Here is a 16,543-nt window from a genome sequence, read left to right as displayed (position 1 = left end):
ATATCTAAAAACAATAAAAAAAACCACGCCGAAGCGTGGTGAAAAGTGACCCTAATATTATTTCAGGTAAAGTTTTTTAAACAGTTGCTGGCTGGTGCTTTCCATCGATTGAGGAATGGCCAGGGCAGCTACGAAACGGTCAGGACGCAAGATCACAACGGATTCAGACGTGTTGCCAAACCACGAGCGGATATCTGTGCCGATATCACCAATGGTGATGACATCTTCATACTGTTTACGCTGGCTATTTTGCAATTGCACCGCAGGAATTACCTGAATGAATTTCACGCCCAGCGATTTCCACTGTTGCAACGTCTCCGAACTAAGACCCCATTTCGGATCGACACCCCAGGCAATAATCGCAAAATCATTGCCGATCACTTCATCCAGTAATACGGTTTCACCCGAAGCCAGTTGAACCTGAGGCTGGATAAACATCTTGCCGACTGGAGAGTTTTTGGCTCCGTTACTCAAAAGTGCGCCGTCATGATATTTCGGCATTGGTTTGAAGCGCATTTCCAGCAGATACTGTTTGATCGGCTTGATGTAGTTCAGGGCATAGGCAATGCCGTCACGAACAAAACCTTGCCATTTTTTCGGTGGTGCCAGTACGTGACCTGCCATCACCGACAGGTCAATCATCGCCTTGGCGTGGTCTTTCCGCTCGATCTGATAAGAATTTAAAAGTGCTGGGCCAGCTTTGCCTTGAACAACCAGTGCCATTTTCCAGGCCAGGTTAAAGGCATCACGCATACCACTGTTATAACCCTGACCCTGCCACACCGGCATAATGTGCGCTGCATCACCGGCCAGTAAAATTCGGTCGACACGGAATTTGTCGGCAATACGGGCATTATGGGTATAGACACGCTGACGGATCACTTCGATACCCTCCGTGCTTGGTAAAACCTTAGAAAGAAGTTTGGCAATATTTTCCGGTTTGCTCAGTTCTTCCTGCGTTTCACCCGGCATGACCATAAATTCAAAACGGCGAATACCATGTGGTAATGCAGCTGATACATAAGGACGAACCGGATCACAACATAAGTAAATATGCGGTGTAGCCAGCGGGTCATTCTCAAGGTCGATCACGATCCATTGATTCGGTGCGGTTTCACCTTCAAAGGCAATGCCCAGGTTGCGGCGCACATAAGAATTACCGCCATCACAGGCAATCAGATATTGAGCGCGGATGGTTTCTGCATCGCCCTCTTTATTTTGCAGATTGAGTGTTACGCCGTCAGCATCTTGACTAAACTGTGTCAATTGACGAGAAAATAGCACTTGGGTGTTTTTATATTGCTTTAAGCCTTGCAGTAGGACGTTATCGACTTGTGGCTGAATAAAGGCATTACGGCGCGAGAAACCAAACTCACGTGTTAAAGGCTGAATATCTGCAAAACAGCGACCTTTAGGCGTCAAGAAGCGCATCGCATGATTCGGAGTGGTATGCGGTAAGACTTGATCGACTAAACCCAAAGATTGAATGGTACGTAAGGATTCATCATCGATTCCAATCGCACGTGGATAATCAATCAAACTATCCAGTTGCTCGACAATCGTGACAGCTACGCCTTGCTTGCTCAGATAGTTGGCAATGGTTAAGCCTACAGGGCCGGCGCCAAGGATTGCCACTTCAGTAGTGTAATTAGTATTGCTCATAGCGAATGTCCACTCAATCGACTTGCATTTGATGCTATTAAGGGACAGTTAGAAGCCAGAAACAAGTTAGGCAATAGTAGCTTAAGTATATGGATAATATTGGATTGAAATAGGTGGTTTTTAAATAAATAATTGATTTTAATTATAAAAATAATAAAAATTTGATAGCCTGTATTAATTCTATGATCAGTTTTGACTATGGTGATAAATAGATTTTATGCAATAAAAATGCTGAACCAGCATCAAGCATGATTCAGCATCGAATAATATCGGGGGCAGTATAGGACAAAGCCTACTGGAGAATTACTGTCCCTGATATCTTCATTGAAGGATTAAACGAGTTGTTCAATCACTTAACGTGCAGCAGGTTTTGCAGGTGTCGTAGTTTCCGCAGCAGCTTCAGAAGCAGCAGGCTGCTCTGCAGATGCGCCTGCAACAGGAGCATTCGATTCAGGTAATTCCTGGGTAGTCACAATCACTTTTTCTTCTGCAGTGGTGGTTTTCGCATCTGTAGTTTTACTATCAGCAAAACTGGTGGCTGCAGCAGCAGTAAGCGTAGTGGCAAGTAAGATTTGTGCATATTTCATTTTTGGCATCCTTTTATTCATGTCATGTAATCTGCCGAGCTGACCATCACATCAATTCGACAGATGCCCATCCTAAGCACTGAAATTTTACTGAGCAAATCAATTAACAAAAGCGACACGCAGGGAATAACCCAGCAGATACAAAACTGAGAAAGTTGTTTTATTTCTGTTAATTATGCGGAGTTTTATTTAATGAAAGTGTGTGTGAATATTTCAAGAATCCAATTTGAAATAAAAGTTAACATAGAAAATTGGTAATTTGGGATCATTCTATTAATTTTTATCTCTGTGATTTTCACGCCGTGTTTGCGAAGAACACGCATTTTAAAGTCACACTGTGCTTTATAATGCAGAGTATTACTATTTCTATTCAATCTCTTGAGAGTCGATTTTGAAAATTCTGTCAGCGTCGCAGGCTATTCCTGTCCATATCATTTCCGGATTTTTGGGTGCAGGTAAAACCACACTACTCAAACATTTATTACAGCAAAAACCGGAACAGGAAATCTGGGCTGTGCTAATGAATGAATTCGGCCAGATTGGGGTAGACCAGCAGTTATTGCCGCAAGATCAGGGTTATGCGGTCAAAGAGCTGTTGGGTGGTTGTCTATGTTGCAGTAGCCAATTGCCGATGCAGATTGCCTTGTCACGCCTGCTGTCAGAAGTGAAACCGGATCGTCTGTTTATCGAACCTACCGGACTGGGGCATCCTGGCCAATTACTGGAACAGCTGACCGAACCGCACTGGCAGAGTCATTTAAACATGCAGGCATTGGTCACCGTGGTGGATGGTTCGCGTTTGCATGACCGGGATTGGACCCAGCAAAACCTGTATGCAGACCAGCTCAAGGCAGCGCATATTGTGGTGATTTCACATACTGACTTGATGACAGCCGCAGATCACGCAGCACTCACGCAACTTCAGGCAGAATATCAACCCTATACCCAACAGTGGCTAATGACTGAGCAGGGGCAACTCGATATCGAACAGATCAAGCAGGACTATCGGGGTTCCGCCCGTCAGATTCAGCCTTTGTTAAAACAGCAACAGATCACCCGTTCAGCGGATACGCCCGTAGTGATTCAGCAGATGCCCTATCATTATGTAGAAAGTGCGCAAGGTTATCAGGTTGCGGGCTGGAAATTGCCAAAACGCTGGCAATTTAATTTTTATGATCTGCTGGATCTGCTCTGTGAACAAAAAGACTGGCTCAGAATCAAGGGGATTTTTAATACGGATCAAGGCTGGAAAAGCTTTAATTTTAATCCTGAGCAGTTTAATTATCAGTCGGTAGATGAAGGTATTGATAACCGGGTAGAAGTGATTTATCAACAGTCACGGGATTGGCTGGCATTTGAAACTGCCCTGATGCAATGTCGTATGGATCCAGAAAAATAACGGCACTATTTCTAGTGCGCTGAATAAATTATTGGCCTAAATCTGTTCAGCAAAATAGCGCTAAATCTTATATGCTAGGCGCCAAATTTGAGGATTATGTGATGGCGTTAAAAGCGACGATTTATAAGGTTGATTTGAATATTGCGGACATGGATACGCATCGTTATGCAGACTATCAGCTGACGATGGCGCTGCATCCTTCAGAAACCATTGAACGCTTGATGGTGCGTATTTTGGCCTATGCACGCTATGCCGATGAAGCGCTGGAATTTACCAAGGATCTTTTTGAAACCGATGAACCGGCACTCTGGGAAAAAGATCTGACCGGTCAACTGGTCAAATGGATTGAAGTCGGTAGCCCGGATGAAGATAAAGTCAAAAAGGCCAGTGCGCGTTGCAAGCAGGTCGCAGTTGTCACCTATGGTTCTGCGGTGGATGAATGGTATAAGCGCAGCAGCAAATTAAAAACCTTAAAAAATGTGGAAGTGTGGAAGTTATCTACCGCAACCACCGACGCATTGCCACAATTATGCGAACGCACCATGCAGTTACAGCTCAATGTGATGGATGGTGAATGGACCTTGATCGGTGATCAGGGCCAGGTGCTGGTGGAGTGGGAACAGTTACAATAAGGCCAAATAAGGATGCAAGTCTGGACTTGTATCCTGTAGCTCAAATTGCGTATATCTGAGGAATAAGAATACGCAGGGTTGCACCATGTACCATGAACTTTATGATTTACTGCTAGCTGTCGCGATTGGCGCAATTATTGGTGCAGAGCGTGAGTATCACAGTAAATCTGCCGGACTGCGTACCATGATTATGGTCAGTCTGAGTTCCTGTTTATTTACCATTATTTCCCTGAAAATAGGCGTGGCCAATCCTGACCGGCTGGCCGCCAATGTCTTGACTGGGCTGGGTTTTCTGGGCGCTGGTGTTATCCTGAAAGATGATAACCGTATTTCTGGAATTACCACCGCAACCACGATCTGGATGACGGCAGCACTCGGCATGGCGGTCGGTGCAGGCTATGAACTCTTAAGTATTTGGGCTACTTTTATTGTCATGGCGGTGCTGGTTCTATTGATGTATGTCCAGCGCGGCATTGAATCTCTGAATCAGGAACGCAGCTATGAAATCGTCTGCCCATTTGATCAAAATGATTCCAATCACTACGAAATGCTATTTAAACGTTATCAGTTAAAAGTAGTGCATTCCTCACAAAAAAAAATGGATCAACAGATTGTCGGACGCTGGATTCTGATGGGGTCGGCCAAGAATCATCAAGAATTAACCCAGTATTTACTCAATGATAAGAATATTCAGGAACTCAGCTTTTAACCCATCAATGGCCCAGACTTAAAAAAACAGAGCAATCCGGTTTATACTGAGCTTTGAATTTTATGCCCCTCTTAGGTAAATAACCATGATCAACGAACTTGAAATTATTGATTTAAAAGTAGGCGAAGGTAAAGAAGCGGTGAAAGGTGCCCTAATTACCACGCACTATACTGGCTGGCTGGAAGATGGAACCAAGTTCGATTCTTCAATTGACCGCGGTAATTATTTTGAAACTGTTATTGGTACCGGTCGTGTGATCAAAGGTTGGGATCAGGGGATTCTGGGAATGAAAGTTGGTGGCAAGCGTAAACTGATGGTGCCTGCACATTTGGCCTATGGCGAACGTAAAATGGGTAAAGTCATTCCAGCCAATTCCAACCTGATTTTTGAAATTGAACTGTTTGACGTAAAAACACGTGATTAAAATGATTTAACTGGCTGAATATAAAATATATTTTTTATTCAAAAATGTATGAAGGTTCTGGTGCAGTCGCTTCAAAATAGACTGTGCCGGAGACGCTACAAAAAACATCTAAAAAGATTTGAAATCAAAAATATTCCTTGTAGATTATAAGAATAATAAAGAATTATTTTGAGATAGAGAGATAGAACGTATTTGCATAACTTGATAAGGAATGTCTGTTTTTTTGTATTTGTCTGGGCCTTGAGCTGGATGACTTGCATCATAAGTTCAGCAATCGCTCAGGATGAACTCCCTTCGCCGTCATTTCAGCAGCAATCTCACGACCATATTACTGAAGTTCATTTTACCGAACATAGTACGAGTCCTTTGCAGGGAAAATGGCTGTTTTATCCGAGTCAGTTTATTGTTCAGCCCAGCCCCGTACTCCAGTCAAAAACAGTTGAATTGCCAGCCTCTTTTAAAACTCTAGCGGGTTCAAACTCTGGCTACGGTACCTTTATTGGTTATTTTAAAATTCCGAAAGAATTTCTCGGGCGACGCATCGCGATTCGGATTCCAACCCAATACGGCGCCTATCGGGTATATGTCAATGGACAGTTTATTGTCCGTCTCGGGGAAATCAGTACCACACCTGACAAACAGGTGACTGAGAAAGCACCGCGTATTGGCTATTTTGTTCCAGACACTGAATATATTACTTTAAGCATTCAGGCCTCCAATTATACCCACTTGCATGGCGGTCTTGAACGACCGATGCAGATTGGTGTTGCAGGTACCATCAATCGCCAATTCCAGCAGCTCATGATGAGTATTGCCATGGTGTGCGGGGCGGTACTTGGGGTGGGGGTGTTTACCATTCTATTTTCGGTATTCCGGGGATCACGAGAACGTAACAGTAAAAGTATCTTTGTTTTTGGCTGGTTTATTGTCTTTTTGACCCTGCATAACCTGTTTTCTGCACCTTATGCCTATTCGGTATTTACCAATATCAACTGGCTGTGGGGAACCCGCTTAGAGTATCTGTTTACTTTTATTGCGGCCTTCTTTTTTCTCAGCTATATGCATCTGTTTAACCGGCGCTATCTAAATCCGCTGATTTATTATATCGCAGTGGCATTACTGGTCTTTAACATTACTTTCACCCTATTTTCACCTCCTGAGATATTTGAACGTCTGGCCCTATTTAGTGCGATTTTCGCCTTGGTCATCATCGGTAATTTTATTTACGGCTTTTATCAGACCTTACGTTATAAAGAGCATTATTCGCGTTTAAATCTGATTGCAATTATTTTCCTCTGTCTAACTTTTTTGAATGATTATCTATTGCTGATCAATGTAATTAAAACCACGCATCTGTTCTTTATCTCAACCAGTATCTATGCCTTATTAATCATGTTTCAGCAGTCTAGACATTATGCACATCAAACTTATGAGACTGAACAGCTGAACCTGAACCTGATCGCCCTCAATAATTCGCTCGATCAAAAAGTTAAAGAACGGACCCAGCAACTGCGTGAAGTGAATGCCAAACTGGAACAGCAAATGAATATTGATGCGCTGACTGGAGCTTTTAACCGGCGTGCCTTAAATCATGAAATCCAGCAGCAGTTTTTGCAGACCCAACAGCAGCCGCAACATACCTTGATTTTTGCCATGCTCGATGTCGATTTTTTTAAAAACTATAATGACTATTATGGCCACTTAAAAGGGGATGAAATCCTGAAAAATCTGGTTAGGATTATTCAATCTGCTTTACCACCGTCTGGCTATCTGGCGCGTTATGGTGGTGAAGAGTTTGCGATTCTGCTCACTGGAATGCCAGTTCAAACTGCCCTAAAAAATCTGGAAAATGTATTAAACCAGATTCGGGAACAGCGTATGGAACATCTGAATCGGCCAGATGCAAAAGATTATGTTACGGTTAGTATGGGCGCGGCCTGGGTTGAACAAAAACATGGCTATGCAGATATTCATGAATTGATGAAAGCGGCAGATGTGCAGCTCTATGCCGCTAAACAGGCAGGACGTGATCAGTTAAAAATTGAGAAAGAGGCCGATTAAAAAACATATTTATACAGATAACACGATTCATCTTCTGACTCGGCAGAATGTGGATGAAAGCCGCAGTGTTGATAATAACTTAAGGCAGTTTGAGTAGACTGTATTTCAATCTGATGAATTTTTTTCTTTAATAAAGCACTATGCATTTGATGAAATAACGCGGTGCCAAACCCCAGTCTTTGGCAGTGTTGGGCCACATAATGCATCCGGATTTCTCCAACATCACTGACCAATAAGAACCCGGCGACCTTGTCATAGATGAGATAAACCCAGCAATCGTTATACAGCATATCGACAATCAGGCTGGCATGATCAAATTTTTCTAGCCAGGTTTGAATTTTGCTTTCTTCACGCTGATGATCCAGTACGCAAGATTGAATGCTGTCATGAATGACCTGAATAATTTGAGGTATATCTTCGACCCTCCCTTCACGAATCATAATATTATTCATTTTCTCCAACATTTATAGTGAGGGTTTATTTGATAAAAAAGAAGAGGGTAAAAAACAGAACAATATTGTAGTTTTTTGAGAATGTTTGCTGTGATTTATCAATGTGAAGATTGGTTCTGTTGCTGATTTGTCCTGTTTGTTTATCTCAAGTTCTTAAATCTCATTACAGCGTTAAAAATAAAAAATCAAAGTAAATCAATTTTTAAATAAATCGAAGTTAGAATCTGGGCACAAATGAGCAAGCAGAGAAGATAAATAGTAAAAATAAGCCTCAAGTTTGCACTGTATAAAAAATAGACGTATGCTGAGTCAAAAGGGACTATTCAAATGAATCTTGATCCTATAACCATAAAAATAAAATTAGTCACATGAGATCATCAACCATGCTGAAATTACTGCTGTTGTTATGTGTTTTATTCATGTTGAATGCTGCCTGGATCGTCGGCAGAAAGATCTATAAAGCTCAGCGCCATTTGGTGTGTCAGCGTCCAGAAAAACCGGCACAGATTTCTAGCATGACAGAGCAAGAGGTCATCGAGCAAGAGCAGCAAGTACATCTGGTGGATACTTATGAACTGGAACTGTTTGATGATGTGGCACAGCTATTCTTTCAACGGCAGGTGCATATTGATAATCGAGCACAGGCCGAACAGTTACAGCAAGAACTATTACAAAAAATGCCGATGCACAGTTGCACCCAGATTCGTCAGATGGACTTAGGCGAATGGTCTATTTTCTGGAATTTTTATGATCAGTCACTGGAATATTATGTCTGTCGCTATGGCGTATTCTATGCACATGTCGACCGTTTTGGAGAAGAGCACCGGCATGAAATTCGCAGGGAACTTTTGCATTCTGACTGTGCTTAGAACACAACTTTCAGTCATTCTCTACGACTGAAGATCTCAGGCTAGGTACTTAAGTCATTGTAATTCAGAAAAGGTATCTCATGCCTTAGCTCAGATTTTTTCTGCCCCTTGGCGGAAATAGCCCATATAATTTATCTCCTTTAAGCCATAATCTTGCGCTAGAAAAACCTCAAAACTCGCGAGTCGTACCCTCGAAATAGTCGTTTAGAATGTATGAAGTCTGGCGAGCAATGATCCGGACTAAAAAGTCAGGAGCGCTATGATCATTGATTTTCATCAAGCAAAATTACAGAAGTTTATTGCTCTGGCGATGAAGATCGAAGCTGAGCCTGAACTGTATTTGCAGTTTGATTCTGTCTCTGATTTTTATAAGGCTGACTGGCTGCAGGCTTTCCCAGCTGGTACAGAATACTATGTTTCCGGTCTGGACGATGGTGCCGATGAGTTTCATGCTGTGATCTATTATGGCGAAGCACAGCTACAGATCAGCTGTGGACAGGCACAGCTTTCAGTAAAACTATGTTGCAAACATTGACCGGACTGCCGGCATTTCCCGATAAAAGAATAATGACATCCGCTATAAAGTTGATATAAATTGCAGAGTCATCTCTGTATCTGATTTTTATTCGCATTGGTCAGGATTGGCATAGGCGAATATCGTAATAAAAATAAGGAAAAATTAGCATGGCACATCAATTCACCGTGAAAGCAATTATCAATGGCGTGTCTATTGATGAATTTAAGCGTTTGGCCAATGATATTCGTTTGCATGAGGCAGTTTGCCATCGAATTCCTGCGCAAAACTTGGAAATCCTGGTTTCGGAAAAGCAGGGGCATATGTATACCCTGAAACGCGCTTATAATCTAGATGTTAATATTCCGGATATCGCAAAAAAATTACTCAAAGATGCCTTCCGTTTGCAGCGTACCGATGTCAGCGATCTGAATGAAATGACTTCGACGGTACAACTCGGTGCGAACTTGCCGATCGAAGCCATCTGTCAGCGTGCAGTTACCGGAGATGAAGACCAGATCCAGTTTCAATTAAACTGGACAGTCAAAGTCAAAGTGCCTTTGCTCGGTGGCATGCTAGAAAAGCATGCGGAAGGTGAGATTCGTAAATTTAGTGAAATTGAACTCAGCATCGTCGAAGATGAATTGCGTAAAGGTCTCACCGCTTGAAGCAATCAAATAGTGTGATCGACCTAATTTAAAAACTGATTAGGTAGACGCTGGGTAGTGGTAGCTAATTGGGCGGTAGATCACCATTTTCAGTGTATTGCCACTATCCAAGAAACCCAGCTTAAGTGCTGATAAAGTTTGCCGTCACGTTAATGCTGATGGCCAGAATGGTGGTATTGAATCCGTAAGCCAAAAGCAAATGTAGGGTATTCAAGACTCGCATGGATTGGCAAGTAATGGATACATCTGCAGTTTGCGCAGAAGTCCCGATGATATAACTAAAATATAGAAAGTCTGGATAAGTCGGTCTGGTGGTATTGGGGAAATCCAGTCCACCTTGTTGCTGTTTGTCGAGCGCAAAATAAAAGTCATGTGCATAATGAATTGCAAAAATCGTATGCATCAAGAACCAGGCTGAAATAATGGTCAGAACTGACAAGATTAAATGACCGGTTCGGATGGTAGTATCTTTAGGTAAGTGATTAATTTCAATAATAATCGCTATAAAACACATGATGAGGGTGGTGATCACCAGAAACAGAATGATCCATTTGCTGGCATCCTGTTGCATGGCGCGTTGCAGGATATGAGCATGATCAATACGCCAGAGTTTTTTATGGTCAATAATAAATAAACGTAAATTGCGATATTCCAGCTGATCAACAGGCAGCTTGACCAGCTCAAAGGGGTGAAGGCTTGTAAAACCAGATAAAATCCAACGATTGCTGGGAAAATAATAAAGAAATACAGACGGGATTGAAGTGCCGTTTTTATAGATTGAAGAAACTGCATCATGTCATTTATATTTATTTTGCTGATTTCTCAAGATCCTAGCACAGAACCGTTTGCAATAAAGAAGATTGCAACGGTCTGAGTTATTTCCTCTACGACATTTCATCCTAAAGGTGTCGAACTGATTCGAGTTGAGTCATTTGACTGCGCGGATCGCGTAGCAGGCGTGATTATCTCAATAGATTTTTTCTGAACTGATGTTTAAACGGATTGAGCGGGTTGTTGGATTGCAGTGCCATAAGCAAAGACTTCCACCATGCCACCTTGCATACCGAGTTCAGTGGTGCTGAGCCGAATGCCCATAATCTGAGTCGCCCCGATTTTTTCGGCTTCCAATTTTAAACGTACAATTGCTTCACGTCGTGCGCGTTCTACTACACTTTCATAGCTGGTCAGACGGCCACCCAGCATATTCTGTACATTGGCAATCGCATATTTAAAATAATCATGCGAAATGACCACATTGCTACTGATCATATGTCCGGAATATTCAGACACAGCGAAGCGGCTATTGTTCACCCGGATATATGCCAGACGTTGTTCCTGTTCATCCAGATAACGAAAATGTTTACCTTCGTTATAACGTCCAAAACCGAAACCAACACTAAACAGAATGGCAAAAATGATGATCTGGAGAATTAAACCATCCATGCATTAATCTGCCTGCGGAAAAGGGTCGGGCAATTTCGGCATGATCGGATCAACGACTACGGCTGTCCCATAAACAAAGAGTTCAGAAGCACCTTGGGCGATATTAGAGGTCGAGAAACGAATGCCGACAATCGCATTGGCACCCATACTACGGGCTTTTTCAATCATGCGGTTCATGGCTTCCTGACGGGATTCTTCCAGCAGTTCGGTATAGGCGGTAAGCTCACCACCGACAATATTTTTCAGGCCGGCCAGTAAGTCACGTCCGACATGTTTGCTGCGTACGGTACTGCCATACACCACATCAATTTGCTGGCGAATGGTATGACCCGGTACAGATTCCAGATTGCTAAGTAACATGTGCATGTTTTCTAAATAAATTGCTGGTCTATGACAATAGGAAAACTGCCTTGAAAATGCAATAAAAAAAAGCCCACCGAAGTGAGCTTTTCTTGATCTGTCTAGAATTTATTGCGCTGGCTGTTCTGCCGCACGGCGCTGTTCAGACACAGACGGGGTATTCGGCAAGGTATCCGTCGTGTTGACTTTCAAGCCGCCCCCCAGGGTTTTGTAGACTTCAACCTGATTGTTCAGATTGGCCTGTTCAAGCAATAACAAACCTTGTTCTGCTGCATAAGACGCACGCTGTGCATCCAGTACAGTCAGATAGCTGTCAATTCCGGCGCGGAAACGTGCCTGAGACAAGCGATAGGTGGTGTTGGTTGCTTCGACCAGACGGCGCTGAGCTGCCAGACGATCACCAATATTCTGACGTACTGCCAAGGCATCATTTACTTCACGGAAAGCAGTCTGAATCGACTTTTCGTAATCTGACAAGGCAATTTGCTGATCGGTTTCAGAAATACGGATATTGGCCTGACGGGTACCCCAATCAAAAATTGGAATATCCAGACTCGGACCAAATGACCAGGCAAAACTACCTGATTTAAACAGGTCGCCTAAATCAGTAGAGGCATAACCTGCTGAACCGGTCAAACTAATTGTCGGGAACAGACGTGCACGTGCTGCCGCAATATTGGCACCTGCCGCAGACAGGCGGTATTCTGCTGCACGAACATCTGGACGGTTGATCAATAGATCACTTGGCAAGCCTGAACCCAATGCAGTATTGGAAGTGATGCGGGTCACGCGTTGTGCTGGTAATAAATTCGCAGGCACTTGCTGACCGACCAGCAGGTTTAACAGGTTTTGTGCCTGTGCCACCTGAGTCCGGTAATTCGCAACATCATTACGTGCTGTTTCAACCGAAATTTGCGCCTGACGCACTGGAAGCTCGCTGTCGATCCCGACATCAAAACGTTTTTTGTTCAGATTAAAAGATTCAAGCTGGGCTTTCAGCGTTTGCTCAGCCAAAGCCAGATTGGCATTGGCAAACGAGTAGCTGAGCCAAGCTTGAGACACCTGACCAATCAAGGCAATTTGCGTCGCATCTCGAGCACTTTGGGTCGCTAGGAAGTTATCTAGCGCATTGTCACGCAAGCTGCGGACACGTCCCCAAAAATCCAGTTCATACGCAGTTACACCCAGTCCGACATTATAAGTCGTCACTGCACCACGATTCTGGGAATTCATGGTGTCCTGGCGTAATACGCTACCACTGGCACCAATCGTCGGTAACTGGTTGTTTTCAGTAATCTGATACTGTTGCTGAGCTCGTTGAATATTGAGGGCAGCAATACGCAAATCACGGTTATTGTTTAATGCCAGATCCAGCACCTGTAACAGGCGCTGATCAGCAAAAAAGTTTTTATAACCTTGTTCTGCTACAGAAGTACCAGACGCATTGGTATAGCTGCTCGGGATATCTGCCTGCGCAACCGGCTCTGGACTACGCATACTTTGACAGGCCGTCAAAGCAAGCGCAAGGGCAGATACCGCAATGCTACGACCTGTAATAGACCATACATTTTGCATTACGACTTATACTCCTGATTTTGTTGTTTTGGTTTGTATTTAAAGACACTTCGAATCCACACATAGAATACCGGGATAAAGAAGATACCTAACAAGGTCGAGCTGATCACGCCGCCGAGTACACCATAACCGACTGAGTGCTGGCTACCTGCACCCGCACCTGAAGCCAGAGCAAGAGGTAATACACCAAAACCAAAGGCCAATGTGGTCATGATAATTGGACGTAAACGCATTTTTGCCGCATGCAAGGTCGCTTCAAATAACTCTTCACCTTGTTCCTGCAATTCTTTCGCAAACTCGACAATCAAGATCGCGTTTTTCGCAGAAAGACCAATCACGGCAATAATCGCCACCTGGAAGTAAATGTTATTCGACAGGTTCGGGTTTTGCAGCAGCACCATTCCACCAAAGGTAAGTAATAATGCACCAACAATACCCAATGGCACCACCAGTAGAACCGAGAACGGAATCGACCAGCTTTCATACAGGGCTGCCAGACACAAGAAGACGATCAGTAGTGACAAGGCATACAGGAACGGCGCCTGTGCACCAGATTCACGCTCTTCTAAAGATAGACCTGTCCATTCGAAGTCGAAACCTTGCAAGCCCATTTCTGGTAACTTCGCTACAATTTCTTCCATGGCCACCATTGCATCGCCCGAGCTAATACCCGGAGCAGGTGTACCCTGAATGTTCATGGACGATACGCCGTTATAACGCTCAAGACGTGGAGAACCGTAGGTCCATTCGCCTGTGGCAAACGCCGAGAATGGCACCATTTCACCGCGGTTATTACGTACATACCATTGGTCCAGATCTTCCGGCATCATACGCGAGCCAGCTTCACCCTGAACATAGACTTTCTTGACACGACCGCGATCAATGAAGTCATTAATATACGAACCGCCCCAAGCAATACCCATAGTGCTGTTAATTTCAGCAACACTGACACCGAGTGCACCAGCTTGTGCATGATCGACAATGACACGGTACTGTGGAGTATCTTCCTGACCATTTGGACGTACACCAGCCAGACGCGAGTCTTGTGCTGCTAGACCGAGAATCGTATTACGTGCTGCCAGGAGCTGATCATGACTTTGACCACTTGCAGCTTTGAGCTGTAAGTTAAAGCCAGCCGACACACCCAGTTCAGGCATTGCAGGTAATTGCAGTGGCATGATGTAAGACGCATCTTTGACAATCATGTTCAGCGCCATACCACGTTGAATAATGGCACCGATTTGAGATTCCGGACTGTGACGCTCTGACCAGTCTTTCAGTTTAATAAATGCCAGACCTGCGTTTTGTCCCACACCCGTGAAGGAGAAACCTGCCACACTAAAGACGGATTCGACATGCTCTTTCTCGTTTTCCAAGAAATAGTTGGTCATGGTGCTGACCACTTTGTCGGTACGTTCCAAGGTAGCATTTGGCGGTAACTGAACCAGCGTCATGACCACGCCCTGGTCTTCATCAGGTAGGAACGAAGAAGGCAGTTTCTGGAACAACAGCACAATAATACCCAGTACCACGGCATACACCACGCCTGAGAAAATCTTGCTGTGAGTCATACGGTTGACGCCGCCCTGATATTTCACAGAGACCTTATCAAAACTGCTATTAAACCAGCGGAAGAAACGCGCAAAAATACCATTACTTTCCGGCTTGTTCGGATCATGCTGTTTCAGCAGGGTCGCACATAGGGCAGGGGTAAAGGTTAAGGCAACCACCAGTGACAAGACCATCGCTGTTACCAGCGTAATCGAGAACTGGCGATAAATGACCCCGGTGGTTCCACCGAAGAAAGCCATTGGAACGAATACTGCCGACAGCACCGAGGTAATACCAATCAATGCGCCAGAAATCTGTTTCATCGATTTTTCAGTTGCAGCAACCGGATCCAGATGTTCTTCCACCATGACCCGTTCGACGTTCTCGACCACAACAATCGCGTCATCGACCAGAAGACCAATCGCCAATACCATGGCAAACATGGTCAGGGTATTAATCGAGAAGCCAAAGATGTTAATGACGGCAAAAGTACCCAATACGACGACTGGAACCGCCATGGTTGGAATGATGGTGGCACGCCAGTTCTGCAGGAACAGGAACATCACCAGGAACACCAGAATAATCGCTTCGATCAGGGTTTTAACTACACTCTTAATCGACAGTTCAATAAATGGTGTGGTGTCAAACGCCAGTTGGTCGACCATGCCTTGTGGATAGTTCGGACGTAACTGTTTTAAACGCTCTTCAACTGCTTGTGCGGTATCCAGGGCATTGGCGCCAGTCGCGAGCTTAATAGCTACACCACCAGCCGGTTTGCCATTAAATTTAGAATCGAACTGATAGTTATCTGCACCAAGTTCAACTCGTGCAACATCACCTAAGCGAACCTGTGCACCAGAAGTGGCATTTTTCAGGAAGATATTGCTGAACTGCTCCGGCGTTTGTAACAGACTTTGAGCCGTTACCGTCGCATTTAACACTTGTCCTTGAACTGCAGGCGCACCACCCAACTGACCTACCGCAACCTGTGCATTCTGGGTACGGATTGCAGTAGCAATATCACTTGGCGTTACTTGCAGGCTGGCCATCTTGGCTGGATCCAGCCAGATACGCATCGCATAAGAACCACCAAAGACCTGAACTTCACCGACCCCGGCCACACGGCTTAAAGGCTCAGCAATATTCGAGTTAACATAGTCTTTGATGTCATCTGCGGTCAGGCTGCTATCAGGCGAATAGAATGCCAAAACTTGCAGGAAGCTGGCACCCGATTTGGTCACCTGCACACCCTGACGCTGTACATCTTCAGGCAGCAGGGCAGTCGCAGACTGTAATTTGTTTTGAACCTGAACCTGTGCGATATCAGGATCGACACCCTGGTCAAAATTCAAGGAAATAGAAGAAGAACCATTACCCGCACTGTTAGACGAGATATAGCGCAAGCCATCCATACCGTTCATCTGCTGCTCGATGATCTGGGTCACTGTATTTTCAACAGTTTCAGCAGACGCACCCGGATAAGTCGCAGAAATCGTCACGGTCGGTGGCGCGATGGTTGGATATTGTGCAATCGGCATTTTGCTGATGGTTAAAATACCCGCCAGCATAATCACCAATGCAATCACCCATGCGAAAATCGGGCGATGAATAAAGAATTGAGCCATGAACCATTACTC

15 protein-coding genes and 1 pseudogene are annotated in these 16,543 nt (G+C 44.2%); 8 read left to right on the top strand and 8 right to left on the bottom strand.

The window, feature by feature from the left end:
- Positions 1-57: 57 nt before the first annotated feature.
- Entirely contained in the window at positions 58-1,662 is a 1,605-nt protein-coding gene (locus FTT86_RS02355) for a bifunctional 3-(3-hydroxy-phenyl)propionate/3-hydroxycinnamic acid hydroxylase (RefSeq protein WP_180180471.1), read from the bottom strand.
- A gap of 353 nt (positions 1,663-2,015) precedes the next feature.
- Complete coding sequence (locus FTT86_RS02350) at positions 2,016-2,249, bottom strand: hypothetical protein (protein WP_004645811.1); 234 nt, start codon at positions 2,247-2,249, stop codon at positions 2,016-2,018.
- Positions 2,250-2,640: 391 nt separating this feature from the next.
- On the opposite strand from FTT86_RS02350, the gene FTT86_RS02345 reads away from it, so the two are divergent.
- The 5 genes from FTT86_RS02345 to FTT86_RS02325 all read left to right on the top strand — a co-directional run bounded on the left by FTT86_RS02345 (position 2,641) and on the right by FTT86_RS02325 (position 7,474).
- Positions 2,641-3,648: a GTP-binding protein gene (locus FTT86_RS02345; protein ID WP_180180470.1), complete on the top strand. Its 1,008-nt coding sequence runs from the start codon at positions 2,641-2,643 to the stop codon at positions 3,646-3,648.
- Between the two features lie 101 nt (positions 3,649-3,749).
- On the top strand, positions 3,750-4,280 hold the full coding sequence (locus tag FTT86_RS02340; protein ID WP_026056583.1) for a YaeQ family protein: 531 nt from the start codon (positions 3,750-3,752) through the stop codon (positions 4,278-4,280).
- A gap of 85 nt (positions 4,281-4,365) precedes the next feature.
- Complete coding sequence (locus FTT86_RS02335) at positions 4,366-4,989, top strand: MgtC/SapB family protein (RefSeq protein WP_180180469.1); 624 nt, start codon at positions 4,366-4,368, stop codon at positions 4,987-4,989.
- An 85-nt stretch (positions 4,990-5,074) separates the two neighbouring features.
- Positions 5,075-5,413: an FKBP-type peptidyl-prolyl cis-trans isomerase gene (locus tag FTT86_RS02330; RefSeq protein WP_004280661.1), complete on the top strand. Its 339-nt coding sequence runs from the start codon at positions 5,075-5,077 to the stop codon at positions 5,411-5,413.
- A 249-nt stretch (positions 5,414-5,662) separates the two neighbouring features.
- On the top strand, positions 5,663-7,474 hold the full coding sequence (locus FTT86_RS02325; protein WP_180180468.1) for a diguanylate cyclase: 1,812 nt from the start codon (positions 5,663-5,665) through the stop codon (positions 7,472-7,474).
- On the opposite strand, the gene FTT86_RS02320 is transcribed toward FTT86_RS02325, so the two are convergent.
- The gene (locus tag FTT86_RS02320; protein ID WP_180180467.1) at positions 7,471-7,938 is read right to left on the bottom strand and encodes a GNAT family N-acetyltransferase; all 468 of its coding nucleotides are present in this window, start codon (positions 7,936-7,938) and stop codon (positions 7,471-7,473) included. The genes FTT86_RS02325 and FTT86_RS02320 overlap by 4 nt on opposite strands.
- A 371-nt stretch (positions 7,939-8,309) precedes the next feature.
- Between FTT86_RS02320 and FTT86_RS02315 the strand changes: the two genes are divergently transcribed.
- The 3 genes from FTT86_RS02315 to FTT86_RS02305 all read left to right on the top strand — a co-directional run bounded on the left by FTT86_RS02315 (position 8,310) and on the right by FTT86_RS02305 (position 9,977).
- Positions 8,310-8,795 carry a hypothetical protein gene (locus FTT86_RS02315; protein WP_180180466.1) on the top strand — a complete coding sequence of 162 codons (486 nt, stop codon included), beginning with the start codon at positions 8,310-8,312 and terminating at the stop codon, positions 8,793-8,795.
- A 259-nt stretch (positions 8,796-9,054) separates the two neighbouring features.
- Positions 9,055-9,330: a hypothetical protein gene (locus FTT86_RS02310; protein ID WP_005247793.1), complete on the top strand. Its 276-nt coding sequence runs from the start codon at positions 9,055-9,057 to the stop codon at positions 9,328-9,330.
- A gap of 149 nt (positions 9,331-9,479) precedes the next feature.
- Complete coding sequence (locus tag FTT86_RS02305) at positions 9,480-9,977, top strand: DUF2505 family protein (protein WP_004280652.1); 498 nt, start codon at positions 9,480-9,482, stop codon at positions 9,975-9,977.
- A 121-nt stretch (positions 9,978-10,098) separates the two neighbouring features.
- Here FTT86_RS02305 and FTT86_RS02300 read toward each other — a convergent pair.
- From FTT86_RS02300 to FTT86_RS02280, 5 genes and pseudogenes are all read right to left on the bottom strand, one after another.
- Positions 10,099-10,772 (bottom strand): annotated as a pseudogene (locus FTT86_RS02300) (DUF1345 domain-containing protein).
- A gap of 198 nt (positions 10,773-10,970) precedes the next feature.
- Complete coding sequence (locus FTT86_RS02295) at positions 10,971-11,420, bottom strand: YbjQ family protein (RefSeq protein WP_180180465.1); 450 nt, start codon at positions 11,418-11,420, stop codon at positions 10,971-10,973.
- Between the two features lie 3 nt (positions 11,421-11,423).
- Positions 11,424-11,780, bottom strand: a complete 357-nt coding sequence (locus FTT86_RS02290; RefSeq protein ID WP_005104015.1) for a YbjQ family protein — start codon at positions 11,778-11,780, stop codon at positions 11,424-11,426.
- A gap of 108 nt (positions 11,781-11,888) precedes the next feature.
- A complete protein-coding gene (gene adeK / locus FTT86_RS02285) occupies positions 11,889-13,355 on the bottom strand; it encodes a multidrug efflux RND transporter AdeIJK outer membrane channel subunit AdeK (protein WP_005252608.1) in 1,467 nt (488 codons plus the stop codon).
- Positions 13,355-16,531: an efflux RND transporter permease subunit gene (locus FTT86_RS02280; protein WP_180180464.1), complete on the bottom strand. Its 3,177-nt coding sequence runs from the start codon at positions 16,529-16,531 to the stop codon at positions 13,355-13,357. Before FTT86_RS02280 ends, adeK begins: the two co-directional genes overlap by 1 nt.
- Between the last annotated feature and the right edge of the window lie 12 nt (positions 16,532-16,543).

The sequence above is a fragment of the Acinetobacter sp. YH01021 genome (genome assembly GCF_013420255.1).
GTDB lineage: Bacteria > Pseudomonadota > Gammaproteobacteria > Pseudomonadales > Moraxellaceae > Acinetobacter.
This window is presented reverse-complemented; position numbering and strand designations above follow the sequence as displayed.

Coding starts and splice junctions, on each gene's coding strand:
- adeK (WP_005252608.1), bottom strand. CDS start 13,355: ATGCAAAATGTATGGTCTATTACAGGTCGTAGCATTGCGGTATCTGCC.
- FTT86_RS02340 (WP_026056583.1), top strand. CDS start 3,750: ATGGCGTTAAAAGCGACGATTTATAAGGTTGATTTGAATATTGCGGAC.
- FTT86_RS02355 (WP_180180471.1), bottom strand. CDS start 1,662: ATGAGCAATACTAATTACACTACTGAAGTGGCAATCCTTGGCGCCGGC.
- FTT86_RS02330 (WP_004280661.1), top strand. CDS start 5,075: ATGATCAACGAACTTGAAATTATTGATTTAAAAGTAGGCGAAGGTAAA.
- FTT86_RS02290 (WP_005104015.1), bottom strand. CDS start 11,780: ATGTTACTTAGCAATCTGGAATCTGTACCGGGTCATACCATTCGCCAG.
- FTT86_RS02325 (WP_180180468.1), top strand. CDS start 5,663: ATGACTTGCATCATAAGTTCAGCAATCGCTCAGGATGAACTCCCTTCG.
- FTT86_RS02295 (WP_180180465.1), bottom strand. CDS start 11,420: ATGGATGGTTTAATTCTCCAGATCATCATTTTTGCCATTCTGTTTAGT.
- FTT86_RS02335 (WP_180180469.1), top strand. CDS start 4,366: ATGTACCATGAACTTTATGATTTACTGCTAGCTGTCGCGATTGGCGCA.
- FTT86_RS02315 (WP_180180466.1), top strand. CDS start 8,310: ATGCTGAAATTACTGCTGTTGTTATGTGTTTTATTCATGTTGAATGCT.
- FTT86_RS02310 (WP_005247793.1), top strand. CDS start 9,055: ATGATCATTGATTTTCATCAAGCAAAATTACAGAAGTTTATTGCTCTG.
- FTT86_RS02350 (WP_004645811.1), bottom strand. CDS start 2,249: ATGAAATATGCACAAATCTTACTTGCCACTACGCTTACTGCTGCTGCA.
- FTT86_RS02305 (WP_004280652.1), top strand. CDS start 9,480: ATGGCACATCAATTCACCGTGAAAGCAATTATCAATGGCGTGTCTATT.
- FTT86_RS02320 (WP_180180467.1), bottom strand. CDS start 7,938: ATGTTGGAGAAAATGAATAATATTATGATTCGTGAAGGGAGGGTCGAA.
- FTT86_RS02280 (WP_180180464.1), bottom strand. CDS start 16,531: ATGGCTCAATTCTTTATTCATCGCCCGATTTTCGCATGGGTGATTGCA.